Source organism: Metapseudomonas otitidis (assembly GCF_900111835.1).
In the GTDB taxonomy this organism is placed as follows: Bacteria; Pseudomonadota; Gammaproteobacteria; order Pseudomonadales; family Pseudomonadaceae; genus Metapseudomonas; species Metapseudomonas otitidis.
The window spans coordinates 162,838-174,839 of sequence record NZ_FOJP01000003.1 but is presented as its reverse complement, the minus strand read 5'-3'; the positions used below and the strand labels follow the sequence as shown (position 1 = coordinate 174,839).

The following is a 12,002-nucleotide window of genomic DNA, read 5'->3' as shown; positions in this document are numbered from 1 at the left end:
TCACACCCCCTGGTACGCGGCCAGATGCGGATGCAGCCGCACCAGTTCGGTGATGGCTTCCCGCGCGTTCATACCAGTCGCTTCCGCGATTGGCTGATCGGATTCGCCGTAAGCGAGGGCTGTGTAGCCCGCGTCGTAGCTCGGGATCAGTTCGATGCGCAAGCTGTCGATCTGGCGAAAGAGGTTGGCCTCTTCGCCGAGCTGGGCGAAGCGGGGGTGCAGATCGATGCAGTCCGAGTCAGGGTCGAGGACCTGGTTCTGCTCGTTCATGACCACATGGCACATGCCGCTGATCACGCGGGCGTAGAAGCTGGGCGCCGTTCGCAGGAGGTTGGCCAGGTTGTTGTAGAGGGTCTTGAGGTGGGTATCGTCCTCGCAGTCGAACTCCTCCTCACCGCCTTCCAGCAGGTCGTGGAGGCTGTCGCCTGCGCCCGGGGTCGACCAGGGCCCGCCGAAGCGTGCGTCGATCAGGTTGAAGATGTGGAGCAGATCTTCGGCGGCCTTGATATCAGCTGCCGACGGCTTGGCCATCTTCATCTGGAACATTTTCATGCTGCACGCTCCTGTTCGACCGCCTCGGCGGCATCGAGGGCCTCGTTCACGCGCTGGGCCAGGCGTTTGCACTGGTCGTGGGCGGTGTGGGCCTGGGCGGCGACGTTCTCGGCGTCGATGCGAAATGCCATGTCTTCCAGCAGGCTCAACTGCCCGGCCACCTTCATCAGCCAGCTGGCGTCCTCGCGGCTGAGCGGGTTGGAGCGGCGGGCGTAGTGGGCGATGCGTTTGTCAGCGTCCTGCATCACCGCCTCAAGGCGCGCGCGCGAAGCCTTGGCGGCTTCGGCCAGTTGCTGCTCGGTGGCTTTGCGGGCGGCGGCGTGCTTGGCGCGCAGGGTGGCCAGGTCTTCGTGCAGGGCTTCGAAGCGCAGGCTGGCCTGCTGCTGGGCGTCGCTGTAGCCGGCGTCGTAGCCTTTGGATTCGGCCTTGCGGTGGAGGCAGACGGCGCTCCAGAACATCGAGGCGGCGATGATCAGGCCGATGATGGCCAGCAGGATGAGGTCGAGGTCGGTCGGTTGCATGTGCTGTGTCTCCGGGTAGGTGCCCGGCGCCGGGAATGGTTGTCAGAGTCCGGCGGCCGGGGCTTGAACGGTGGTTACAGGTTGGCTTCGTACACCGGCACCGTGCCGATGCTGTCACCGATCTGCTTGCGGACAGCGTTGTAGGCTTCCTCCAGAACCTTGTCGGGGCGGACCAGCTCGTACCACATGGCCAGGCGGCCCTCGCGGATGCGGTAGCGGAAGCGGGCGGTGATCAGGAAGCCTTCGCCGCCAAGGAATGGCTTGATGCCGATGAAGAACTGCTCGGGGATGTTGAGTTGCCCGGTGGCGCCGGCTCGGCCATCGATCTCTTCGTGGTAGGTGAGCTGTACCTGGCCGTTGTCGAGGCGGGTGCCCTGACGGAAGCTGATGTTCTTCTTGGCTTCGAGGGTGAGGCTGATTTCCAGCATCTCCGCTGCGGTGGGGGCACCAGGCTGGTCGGGCGGTGTGACGATGTCCTTGACGTTGTTCTCGATGAACTCGCCGAACTCCTCTTGCGTCATGGGCTTGCGGTCCTTGCCGCTCCAGGCGCCCCACTCAACCGTAAGCGGGCAGCAGTAGACGGCGGAGTGATCCATCCAGGCCGGTGCGTCGGGTGTGTGGTAGTCGAACACGGCGCGGAAGGTGCAGCCTTCAGGGCCGTTGCAGAAGACCGAGGTGGCCGGCGTGGCGAAGCGATTGACGTAGGCGATGAAGGACGTAGCGTCGATGATTCGCACGGTCTGGCGAGCGCGAACAGGCTGCGGCAGCAGCTTCTCCAGGGACTCGACTTTGACGCCGTCGGGGAGCAGCGCCACGGGCGTTGCCAGAGTGGGGTGGTCAATCGGCTTGCCGATGGCCTGTGCGAACTGCAGAAGCTGCTGGAGGGTTTGTTGCATGTCGTGCTCCTTGTGAGCGGTGTCAGAGAGGGTCAGTCGTTTACGGTGCGCAGCTCTTCAGCCGGGGCAATGTCTTCACCCACGGCGCGCAGCGGCAGATCCTGCTGGCGAGGATCGCGGCGGGTGAGGTTGCCTTCGGGGGTCATGAAGAACAGCGAGGTGCCGCGTGCCAGCACGGGCTCCTTGGCTTTCACATCGGCCTTGATCGTCATCTGGCCGGCGCCTTCGGGCTTGTAGGTGAGCTTGATCACCAGCTCGCCGCCCTTGCCGGTGAGCTGGATGGCGTTGATCAGCGAGTGCTGCGTCTCGCTCAGTTCGTCCAGCAGGTTGCCGCCCTCGACCTCCCGCAGGGTGTCAATGAAGGGCCGGGCTTTCTTCGTCATGTGCTGTGCCTCTTGGTTGTACGTCGTCAGAGTTGCCCGGATCGGCCGGGCGCCGGTCAGGCCACCTGGCTCGATTGCGCGTCGAGCCAGTTGGCCAGGTCCTGCAGCCGCACCCAGGGCTTGGCCAGCCGTGAGGGGCTGTGCTTGTAGGTGGGCAGGTTCACCTTCCCGCCGGCGATCAGCTTGCGCAGGTGCTTGTCCGTCTTGATGTGCGGGAAGTAGTGCTCCCTGACCGTGGTCAGGGGCAGGCTGGTGGCCTTCCACTGGACCAACAGCTGGTCGAGGGTGGTTTTCATCGTGTGGAGATCTCCGCGAGGCGCTTCTTGAGTTCTATCTCCCTCAGTTCCTCCCCCCGATGCGTGTTGGCGTTCTCTGCCAGGTCGTAGAAGCGGTCGGCCTCGGCGTCATCAATCAGACCCAGATCGCGGGCCAGGTAGACCGCGCCGTAGCAGCCGTGAACGTGATGGTTCTTCGACCAGGTGTCCTGGGCGGTGCGCACCAGGACGGCCAGGTTGTAGAGGGCCTTGCAGGTGGCTTGGTTGATCACGCCTGCCCCCTTGCCAGTTGGCTCTGCAGGAGGGTCACGGTGGTGCTGACGGTGGGGCCGTTGACCATCGCGAGCAGCCGGCGGTCGGGGCCGATGATCAGGGCGCCGTAGGGGCGCTCCGGGTCGGTGGTCAGGGTCACGTAGGGCACGTAGCCGATGGGGGTGGCCTCGACCAGGCGGGTGAACAGCTCGATGAGTTCGGCGGTGCGGTTCATGCGGCGTCGTCCGTGTGCTGTGTGATGGTGATGCCGAGCTGGGTGGCGAGCCAGGCGATGCCCTGCTCGGTGACCATCAGCACGGCGTAGTGCCGGTAGCTGCGGGTGGCTTCGACCCAGCGCGAGCGCGGGTCCATGAACAGGCGGCCGCCACCGATGTGACGGGCAGCCAGGCTGCCGTCACGGTTGAGTGCGCGGGTTTCGCGCAGGTGGTTGCGCAGGGTGCTCTCGCGGATGCCCAGCACCTGGGCAGCCTCGCGGATCGTCCGGTTCATGACGGCTGCCCTCAGGCTGCGCGGCGGTGGCGCATCAGGCGCGAGATGGCGTTGTCGACCTGGTCATACAGCTCTTCCAGGGTGCCGTTGTTCTCGATCACGTAGTCACTGGAGTACCGGCGCACGCCGGCCTCGGTGGGGTGATCGCAGACTGGGCTGACCCCGGGCCGGCTGATGTGGAAGATGACGCCGCCGTTACTGCGCACCCAGTCGGCTTCCATCTCCAGGCGAACATCGCTGATCACCACGCCCTTCATGGCCTGGTCGTGCTCGGCGAGTAGTTGCAGGTTCTGCTCAGCCAGCAGCAGCCAGACGTGGGGATGAACCAGCTCCCGGCCCCACTCGGTGCCGAGCAGCTGCATCAGCTCGCGCGGGGATTTGCCCAGCCAGGGCAGCGGCAGCTCCTTCTCGGCGCCGTCCAACTGGGCGGCGGTGAGGTGGAACATCGAGGCGATTGCCTGCTTGAACGGGTCGGCGAAGGCGTAGGTGATGAGGGTGAGGTGCGCTGCCAGGTAGCGGGCGACGGTGTCTTTGCCCGCGCGGGCTTGGCCAGCAAGGCCGATCAGGATCTGGCTCATGCCGCACCTCCGCCGAAGCCGGAGAAGTCCTCGAAGGCGGGGAGGGTGGTGGGTTGCTTGAGCGTGGGGCGCCCGCCGGTGATCACTACAAAGCGGCCAGTGGCCTTTTGTACTGCACGGATGGCATCAGGGTTGGTGGTGCAGGCCGGGTGCAGGAGCACCGGGCAGCGGTTGTGCTGTGTCGATTGCATGTCGCGTACTCCAGGGGGTAGTCAGAGTGGGTACGCGATCAAGTTAGCAATAGCTAATCATTAAGGCAATAGCATTTGCTAATTTATGGTTGGGCTAGCCGAAAGATGAGTCCAGCAATAGCAAAAAGTAACATGAAGGTGGCCCATGCACGCAGCGCCCAAATGGCGCTGCGGTCACCCCTCCAGAGCCGGTCGAAGAATCTGAACCAGTTCACCGCTCAGGCCTCGGCGAGGTATCTCGATGATTTAAGAATGGCTCCCACCGGGTGGATTTTCAGGATGCTGATTTTGTCGATTGTCATCGGTGGATGTTGGTCGTTGACGCTGAGTAGGCGGACGTATCCGTCCCGGTCGTACATGAATACCTTGATCATCGACTGGGTGACGGTTCCGTCTATTACCTGCACCAACACCTCGTCGCCTGGGTAGTAAGGCCGATTCGGCTCAATCAGCACGTACTCACCATTACGGATTCTAGGCTCCATGCTGTCGCCCACGACTTTTAATGCGTACGCATTGGGGTCGGAGCTGCTTATCAGTACGAAGCCGTCCCCCTGTCCAACTGGGTAGTCAATGGCATCAAAGAAGCCTTTGGCACCGAGCTTTGCCATTCCAACCACTGGCACTCTCCCGTCCTTGAGCGAGATTGGCTCACCCTGCACATTTTCCTGGGGCTGTCGTGAGCCTTCTGTGGGGAGCGGGGGGCGAGATAGTGTCCCCGGCTCTAGGCCGATTTTCTTCTCCATATTGGATGCGGCTCGTTCTCCAAAGGAGCGATGCCCGCTCAAAATTTGAGAGAGATATGAAGGGTTCAGGTCGTACATCTCTGCGAAGTCGGCTTGGCTGTGGCCGGCCATTACTTGGATGAGAGCGTCGACGCGTAGTTGGTTCATGTCCATCCCGGAATGGTCGCTAGTCGTTAGCAAACTGTAAATTAGCGAATGCTATTGCCTTCACTGTTAGCAGTTGCTAATCTCGCCGCTGCTTGGAGGTACTTATGAACCTGATCGACTACATGAAACCGCTCACCAAAGCTGAGCTTGATGCGTTTGCGGAGGCTTGTGAAACCTCGGCAGGGCAGCTTAAGCAAATCGCTTACGGACATCGGCGCGCGGGGGCTGCTCTTGCCATTTCCATTGATCGCTATTCGTCTGGCCAGGTGCCTTGTGAGGTGCTGAGGCCGGACATTGATTGGGCGTATCTCCGTGGAACAGCAGGCCGTTTAGAAGCCGCTTAAAGGAAGCCGGCGCGGGACTCTGACCTCCCGCGCCGGCTGGGTGCCAGTCAAGGACTCTGACCTCCTTGGTCTGGCTTACGACGACACAGCACATGCATCGGTCGTGGTCATAGAGTAGGGCGCGCCTTGCTCAATGGCTACACCGTAACGGAGCCATTTACGGTTATGAGCCGCATTGACCTCTTGCCGGACGCCGGTCCGGTGTTCTCCCTCCGCCAGGCGCTGTACCGCGCCGGGCGCGACTACAAGGGCGGGTTGACCGCCCTTGCCCATGAACTGGCGATGGACCAGGACACCCTCCAGAAGAAGTTGAAATTCACCGAGGAAAGGCGGTGGTTGACCCCGGATGAGATGGAGGAAGTCATCGCCGCCACCCGCGACCCTCGATTGCTGGACGCCCTGATGCGGCCGGCCGGCGCGGTGTGGTACCGCCCCGAACCGGTCACCGCCTCCCACGAAGCTCTCAAGGCCTTGGGTGAGCTGCTGCAGAAGGAAGGCGAGTTTGTCGGCAGCCTGCACGAAGGCGCGGCTGACAACCGCTGGAAGCCACATGAAGTAGTGGCGCTTGAGTACCACGGCCACCAGGTGATACGCGCAGTGCTGGGCATCATGGCCGGCGCTCGGGCGGCGATGGAAGAGGGCGACTTCGATGAATGAGCGCTTCCTCGAAATCGTGCAGGCCGCCCAGGAAGAGGCCCTGCAACGCCGCATCGACAGCCGCGTGCGCTACCAGGGCGAGAGTGCCGAGGAATGCGACGGCTGCGGCCAGGCGATCCCCCTGGCCCGCCGTAAGGCCGTACCAGGGTGCCGCCTGTGCGTCCACTGCCAGAGCTGGGAGGAAAGGCGCAATGGTTGAGCGTCCGATCATCTACAGCGGTGGCATGGTTCGCGGGTTGCTGGCTGATCAGAAGACGGCCACTCGCCGCCTGATGAAGCCTCAGCCCGACTTCCTTGGCTCAATGGTCGACCCCAATACGCCATTCAAGACGCTTGGTGCCGGCCTGCACGCACGCATCACCTGCCCATACGGAGAGCCCGGTGACCGGCTTTGGGTGCGTGAGGCCTGGGCTACGGATGCCCAAGTGGATTCGATAGCGCCTCGGGAATTGAGCCAGGGCGAGCCGATTTGGTACCCCGCAGACGATCATCTCCGGCAGACCGGTTGCTCGATGATGAGCCGCGGTAGGTGCCGCCCCTCGATCCACATGCCCCGATGGGCCTCCCGCATCCTGCTGGAAATCACTGCGGTCCGTGTCGAACGGCTGCAGGACATCACTGATGAGCAGGCGCTTGCCGAGGGTGTGGCGGTTTGTGAGCAGGATCTTGACCCGGACTGCAACTGCTACTCGCCCAGGGAGCTGTTTTCGATCCTCTGGTCATCGCTCTATGGCGTCGAGAGTTGGCAGTCGAATCCCTATGTTTGGGTGATTGAGTTCCGGCGGGTGGAGGTAGGTGCATGACCCTGCCTGATTCTTCTGCGCCACTTTCCGAGTGGGCCGAGGCCTACATCAATCACTACGGGCTGGCACTGGTGCCGATCCCGCCCGGCAAAAAGGGCCCGACCGACCCGGCCTGGAACCGGCCTGGAGGTTATTTCACCGATGCCGGCCAGGCCTCGGCCTTCTGGCGTAAACATCCTGATCACAACATGGGGGCGGTCCTAGGGCCCTCCCAGGTGTGTTCGCTGGACGTGGATGACGTGCAGTGGACGCGGCGCGTGTTGTTCGACGAACTGGGCCTCGATCTGGATGCGATGGCGCTGGTGTACCCGACTTTGGTGGGTAATCCGGCGCGCTTTCGCATTCTCTTCAAGATGCCGGCCGGCTTGGACTTGGCTGCGCGCAAGCTGACTTGGCCCAACGAGAAGGACCCAGACGGCTCCTTGTTCAAAGCGGCCATGGCGCGTGCCGTTGAGGCGAAGAAAGCCAAGGACAAAGGCGCTGAGGCGGCAGCGAGGGCGCTGGCCGACACCTTCAAGCGCTTCACAGTGTTCGAACTACGTGCGGGTCTGGTCCAGGACGTGCTGCCGCCTTCGATCCACCCCGAAACGGGTAACCCCTACACCTGGCGCAACCCGCCGGGAGAGACGCTGCCGGTGTTGACCCCGGAACTGCTGGCCATCTGGAACAACTGGGATGCGTTCAAGCGCGACGCGGAGGCCGCCTGCCCGTGGCGCCCGGTGCCGAAGGCGAAGCCGAAGAAGGAGGCCAAGCGGCCGGCGGCGAAGCCGGGCAGCGGCGCCTCGGTGATCGAGGCCTTCAACCAGGCTCACGATGTGGAAAGCCTGCTGGAGGCACATGGCTACGAAAGACGCGGCAGGAAATACCTGTGTCCGCACAGTTCCACTGGCCTCCCAGGCATCACCATCAGCGAGGGCAAGATGTTCTCGCACCACGGCTCCGATCCGCTGGCCAATGGGCACCAGAACGATGCGTTCGATGTGTTCTGCATCCTCGAGCACAACGGGGACCAGGGCGCGGCGGTGAAGGCTGCAGCGCGCATCCTGGGCATCGACCACAAGGCGACCCCTCGGGCACCTGAACCGCCGCCCCTGGGCGATCTGCCGCCGGTGAGCGAGTATGCGGAGCAGCTCGGCCCCGAGGGTGAACTTCCCCCAGCCCCATCCGAAGAGGATGGCGACGATGCGCCAGGCGGCTCCGACGACGACGGGGGGGAGGGGGAGACCCTGACGCTGGCCAAGCTGCTGCGGCGCTATGCCCTGGTCGAGGGCACTACCCACGTGTGGGACGTGGACAAGGCGCGCAAGCTCAAGCGCGCGGCGTTCGAGGCTCACGTGGGCAAGGAGCTGTTCAAGGAGTGGGCCGCCGTTATCGATCCGAAGCGGAAGAAGCGCATCAGCGAGGACCAGGTCAAGGAGATCGAGGACGCTCGCAAGATGGCGGGCAAGAAGGTCGACGCCCTCGGCATGGCGCCCCTGATCCGCTACGTGTACATCGACGGCACGAAGGATGTGTGGGACTACGCGAAGAAACGCCGCATCCCCGAGGGTGCCGTGAAGATGGCCCTGGGCGATGCCTATGGGCTGTGGCTGAACAGCGCGGAGCGGCGGGTGGTGGACGTGGAGCACATCACGTTCGACCCGACCATGACGGTGGACCCGAAGGTCTATATCAACACGTTCGAGGGCCTGCCCCTGGAGCCGGTACGCGATGACGCGGCCTGCGAGAACCTGCGCTGGCTGGTGAGCTTCCTCTGTAACCATGCCGCCGAGGCGACTACCTGGCTGACACGCTGGCTGGCCTACCCGCTGCAGCACACCGGGGCGAAGTTGGATACGGCGGTGCTGATGCACAGCATCACCGAGGGCTCGGGCAAGTCCCTGCTGTTCTCGGTGGTGATGGGCGCCATCTACGGGCGCTACGCGGCGACGGTGGGGCAGACCCAGCTGGAAGGGAACTTCAACGCCTGGCAGAGCGGGAAGCTGTGGGCGGTGTTCGAGGAAGTCGTCAGCCGGGACCAGCGCTACAACCAGGTCGGCAAGATCAAGCAACTGATCACTGGCCAGACGGTGCGCATCGAGTCGAAGTTCGTGAACGGCTGGGAGGAAGCCTCGCACATGAATGCGGTGTTCCTCTCGAACGAGATCATGCCGTGGCCGATTGCCGAGGGTGACCGGCGGTTCCTGGTGATGTGGCCCGAGGCGAAGCTGCCGGCCGACCGCCAGGTGGCGATCAAGAAGGAGTTGGCGAACGGCGGTGTGGCGGCGTTCTACGCCTGGCTGCTTAACGTGGACCTTGGTGACTTCGATGAACAGACCAAGCCCCCGGTGACGCCGGCGCGGGAGCGCCTGGTGGCGCTGTCGCGGGCGACCTGGCAGACCTTCCTGCACCTGTGGCAGGTGGGTGACCTGGGGCAGGGCCTGTGGGCGCCATGCCTGTCCAGCGACCTCTATGCGCTGTTCCTGGAGTGGTGTCAGCGGAACAAGGAACACTCGATGAGCCACACGAAGTTCTCCCTGTTCATCAGCGCGGAGGTGGAGAAGACGCGGCCCATCCCCTGGACGGATGGCAACACGCGGCGCTTCGGCGCCTTCTTCTTCCCCACGGCCAAGGACGCCTCTTCCCCGCCCCCATCTGTCTCGTCGGCAGCGTTGGGTAAGCAGGTCGAGGAGTGGCGGCGGGTGGCCAAGCTGGCCGGGTGGTCGGTGGAGGCGTGGGACCACGTCAAGGCGGCTGCAGCATGAGTGCGCGTGCATGTGTGTTGGGTGTGTTGGGTTGGTGTCGGGTTGGTTCTGGTAACCCAACACAACCGGAACCCCCTAACGGCGGGCGTTCTGGCGGTCTGTGTCGGGTGTGTTGGGTTTTCACGCGCGCGGGCGCGTGCGCGCAGTTTTCCTGCGTTATCCAACCCACTCAGGGCGATGAGTTTTTTTCTACATGCGAGGACCGGAAAACCCAACAAACCCAACACACCCCACACAGCTATATGCAATGCATTGTTTTTAAAGGGTTTTGTGTGTGTTGGGTGTGTGTTGGGTTGGGGGTTTTTGTGTCGGGTTGGGTTTTCGGCTGGGGGGCGGGCGCATGATCGAGGCAATGGAGGTGCTGTTGATGCACTGGGGCGAGGAACTGCGCACCAACGGCTCGGCCGGTGGCCTGGGCAGCATGCTCGGGACGGTGATGGAGTACGGAGGCTGCGCGCCCCGTGGCGGCGTGAAGGGCAGCCGGGAGCTGCTGGCCGGCTCCGGGCCGGACTACGTGGCCGAGGAAGTGCAGGCGGGGCTGTGCGCGCTCGCGGGCTCTGACGATGCCGAGAAGCTGATGCGCCTGGCCGAGGTGCGCTACCGCGCAGAGCCGCGTCTGAGCATCAGTGAGCAGGCGGACGTGCTGGACCTGGGCCGAGGTGCCCGAGGCAGCAGCGCCTACTACCGGCTGCTGGATCGGCTGCACGAACGCCTGCAGGTGGAACTGCTGGCCCGCCAGCAGCGCCTCAAGGCGAGGCGGCGCGAGTCGGGGAGGGAGGGTGCCCGGCATCGGGCGATGGCTATCAAGCAGGCCAAGGCGGCGCACCAGGCACGCGGTAGCGACCTGTTCAAGGGTGGCCGCTGATAACCGTTCGTCGGGTCACTCGGCGCCGGTCGGCGCCCGTCAGGCTCCAGTCGGCGCCGTAGCGGTTCTACCGATAACGAAGGGTTTTCGGTTTGAAAATCGGCAGGTACAACGTAGGCACGATTTGAGATTTGCGCCTAGCGCAGACAGAGCGCACGTGCTGTGTGCGACACCCACCAGGCCCCCAGCCTGGACTGCAAGCCCCGCCATGTGCGGGGCTTTCTTTTTCCGGCCCTAAGAGGGCAAACCGATGAGGAAGGCAATCATGACGGAGCCAGCTACCACTGCTGTTGGCGGCCTGGCCCTGTACAAATTGGGCGCCCTCGGGGCGTTCGCAACTGTGGCTGTCGCCGTTGTGGTGATGGCCATGACTCTGCCGCGTACCGCCCGCGAGTTCACCGTGGCGCTGATCAGCACCGTAGTGGCCAGCCTGCTGGGCGGCGCGTTCGTGATCCGCTGGCTGGATATCGGCCACTGGATCAACGACGACATAGGCCTGCTCGGCCTGGGCGCGGTGGTGTTCGTGTGCGGCCTGCCCGCCTGGGTCTCGGTGCGAGGCTGGTTCGCCTACACCGAGGCGAGCAAGGGTCGCTCCCTGCTGGAGCTGATCCGCGAACTGCGCGGCGCCGTGAAGGGCGAGGGGTAGAGGTGTTCTCTGTCACCGCCTCGGGCCTGGAGGAAGCTGTTGCCGGCCTGAGCGACATCGAGCGCACACAGTTGCCGTTCGCTTTGGCTCTGGCCCTGACCCGAACCGCGCAGGTAGTGGCCCAAGACATCCGGGCCGAGATGTCGGCCGTGTTCGACCGGCCTACACCCGCGACGCTGAATAGCCTGTTTCTTGAGCCCGCGACCAAGCAGAAGCTCACGGCGCGCGTCTGGATCAAGGACGGGCGCGAGCTTGGTGGGCGCGGTGTACCTGTTGGTCGAGGCGGCGTATGGGGGAAGGGCCGGGCCGCTTCAACCTGGCTCACGCCCGAGATCTACGGCGGGCCACGGAGCCACAAAGGCATCGACTCGATGTTGCGGCGGCGCGGCGTTCTGAAGAATGGGCAGTACGTTCTCCCAGGGCGCGGCGCGGAGCTGGACCAGTACGGGAACCTCCCGCGCGGTTTGCTCAGCAAGGTCCGCAGCGGTGCGGGCCTTAACACGGAAGAAGGCTACAGGGCGAACGCCACGAACAGCAGGCGCAGCAGGGCGAAGAGGAACAATCGTTTCTTCGTCATGCACGACAAGAAGCGCGGACCCTTCGCGGTTGCAGAGCGGACCAGTCGCGCGCGTACCGGTCTGCGTATCGTGCTGGCCTTCGTGAATAAGACACCCACCTACCGCTCTGCGCTCGACTTCTTCGGGATCGCTGAGCAGGTCGCCCAGGCCGAGCTGCCCGAGCAGTTCCGCCGCGCGATGGCCGAGGCGCTCCGCACCCGGCGAAAGCAGTGACCCGGGGCCCCTGATAGGGGGCACGCGTCAGGGGTAATTCGAGCCCCGTTTCTGAGTTAGTGGCAGGGTCTGAAGGTTAGTTAACAGGGGTTAACCGGTTA

The 12,002-nt window shown here is 63.9% G+C and carries 19 protein-coding genes; 8 read left to right on the top strand and 11 right to left on the bottom strand.

The annotated features are described in order from the left end of the window. From BM198_RS05135 to BM198_RS29310, 11 genes are all read right to left on the bottom strand, one after another. On the bottom strand, positions 1-552 hold the full coding sequence (locus BM198_RS05135; RefSeq protein WP_074968306.1) for a hypothetical protein: 552 nt from the start codon (positions 550-552) through the stop codon (positions 1-3). After that, positions 549-1,073 (bottom strand): hypothetical protein, encoded by a 525-nt coding sequence (locus tag BM198_RS05130; RefSeq protein WP_074968302.1) that lies wholly within the window; start codon positions 1,071-1,073, stop codon positions 549-551. The genes BM198_RS05135 and BM198_RS05130 overlap by 4 nt, the downstream gene beginning before the upstream one ends. 74 nt (positions 1,074-1,147) lie before the next feature. Then, positions 1,148-1,969 carry a YfdQ family protein gene (locus tag BM198_RS05125; RefSeq protein ID WP_074968300.1) on the bottom strand — a complete coding sequence of 274 codons (822 nt, stop codon included), beginning with the start codon at positions 1,967-1,969 and terminating at the stop codon, positions 1,148-1,150. A 32-nt stretch (positions 1,970-2,001) separates the two neighbouring features. Next, positions 2,002-2,352, bottom strand: a complete 351-nt coding sequence (locus BM198_RS05120; RefSeq protein ID WP_074968298.1) for a hypothetical protein — start codon at positions 2,350-2,352, stop codon at positions 2,002-2,004. 56 nt (positions 2,353-2,408) lie between these two features. Continuing rightward, entirely contained in the window at positions 2,409-2,648 is a 240-nt protein-coding gene (locus BM198_RS05115; RefSeq protein ID WP_074968296.1) for a pyocin activator PrtN family protein, read from the bottom strand. Continuing rightward, complete coding sequence (locus BM198_RS05110) at positions 2,645-2,899, bottom strand: hypothetical protein (RefSeq protein ID WP_074968294.1); 255 nt, start codon at positions 2,897-2,899, stop codon at positions 2,645-2,647. Before BM198_RS05110 ends, BM198_RS05115 begins: the two co-directional genes overlap by 4 nt. Beyond that, positions 2,896-3,114: a hypothetical protein gene (locus BM198_RS05105; protein ID WP_074968292.1), complete on the bottom strand. Its 219-nt coding sequence runs from the start codon at positions 3,112-3,114 to the stop codon at positions 2,896-2,898. The genes BM198_RS05110 and BM198_RS05105 overlap by 4 nt, the downstream gene beginning before the upstream one ends. Beyond that, positions 3,111-3,389 carry a transcription initiation factor IIB family protein gene (locus tag BM198_RS05100; protein ID WP_074968290.1) on the bottom strand — a complete coding sequence of 93 codons (279 nt, stop codon included), beginning with the start codon at positions 3,387-3,389 and terminating at the stop codon, positions 3,111-3,113. Before BM198_RS05100 ends, BM198_RS05105 begins: the two co-directional genes overlap by 4 nt. A gap of 11 nt (positions 3,390-3,400) precedes the next feature. Next, complete coding sequence (locus tag BM198_RS05095) at positions 3,401-3,967, bottom strand: deoxynucleotide monophosphate kinase family protein (protein ID WP_074968288.1); 567 nt, start codon at positions 3,965-3,967, stop codon at positions 3,401-3,403. Next, positions 3,964-4,158: a hypothetical protein gene (locus tag BM198_RS05090; protein WP_074968286.1), complete on the bottom strand. Its 195-nt coding sequence runs from the start codon at positions 4,156-4,158 to the stop codon at positions 3,964-3,966. The genes BM198_RS05095 and BM198_RS05090 overlap by 4 nt, the downstream gene beginning before the upstream one ends. A gap of 218 nt (positions 4,159-4,376) precedes the next feature. Next, positions 4,377-5,051: a LexA family transcriptional regulator gene (locus BM198_RS29310; protein WP_244165671.1), complete on the bottom strand. Its 675-nt coding sequence runs from the start codon at positions 5,049-5,051 to the stop codon at positions 4,377-4,379. 104 nt (positions 5,052-5,155) lie between these two features. On the opposite strand from BM198_RS29310, the gene BM198_RS05080 reads away from it, so the two are divergent. The 8 genes from BM198_RS05080 (at position 5,156) to BM198_RS05045 (ending at position 11,901) form a co-directional block, all read left to right on the top strand. Then, positions 5,156-5,395, top strand: coding sequence for a transcriptional regulator (locus tag BM198_RS05080; protein ID WP_074968284.1), 240 nt, complete (start codon positions 5,156-5,158; stop codon positions 5,393-5,395). A gap of 165 nt (positions 5,396-5,560) precedes the next feature. Continuing rightward, entirely contained in the window at positions 5,561-6,052 is a 492-nt protein-coding gene (locus BM198_RS05075; protein WP_074968282.1) for a phage regulatory CII family protein, read from the top strand. Next, positions 6,045-6,251, top strand: coding sequence for a TraR/DksA C4-type zinc finger protein (locus tag BM198_RS05070; RefSeq protein WP_074968280.1), 207 nt, complete (start codon positions 6,045-6,047; stop codon positions 6,249-6,251). Before BM198_RS05075 ends, BM198_RS05070 begins: the two co-directional genes overlap by 8 nt. After that, positions 6,244-6,855: an ASCH domain-containing protein gene (locus BM198_RS05065; RefSeq protein ID WP_074968278.1), complete on the top strand. Its 612-nt coding sequence runs from the start codon at positions 6,244-6,246 to the stop codon at positions 6,853-6,855. The genes BM198_RS05070 and BM198_RS05065 overlap by 8 nt, the downstream gene beginning before the upstream one ends. Then, complete coding sequence (locus tag BM198_RS05060) at positions 6,852-9,599, top strand: bifunctional DNA primase/polymerase (RefSeq protein WP_074968276.1); 2,748 nt, start codon at positions 6,852-6,854, stop codon at positions 9,597-9,599. Before BM198_RS05065 ends, BM198_RS05060 begins: the two co-directional genes overlap by 4 nt. 340 nt (positions 9,600-9,939) lie before the next feature. After that, positions 9,940-10,464 carry a hypothetical protein gene (locus tag BM198_RS05055; RefSeq protein ID WP_139233568.1) on the top strand — a complete coding sequence of 175 codons (525 nt, stop codon included), beginning with the start codon at positions 9,940-9,942 and terminating at the stop codon, positions 10,462-10,464. Positions 10,465-10,831: 367 nt separating this feature from the next. Then, positions 10,832-11,110: a hypothetical protein gene (locus BM198_RS05050; protein WP_208610352.1), complete on the top strand. Its 279-nt coding sequence runs from the start codon at positions 10,832-10,834 to the stop codon at positions 11,108-11,110. A 2-nt stretch (positions 11,111-11,112) separates the two neighbouring features. Next, on the top strand, positions 11,113-11,901 hold the full coding sequence (locus BM198_RS05045) for a hypothetical protein (protein WP_074968272.1): 789 nt from the start codon (positions 11,113-11,115) through the stop codon (positions 11,899-11,901). The last annotated feature ends 101 nt before the right edge of the window (positions 11,902-12,002 follow it).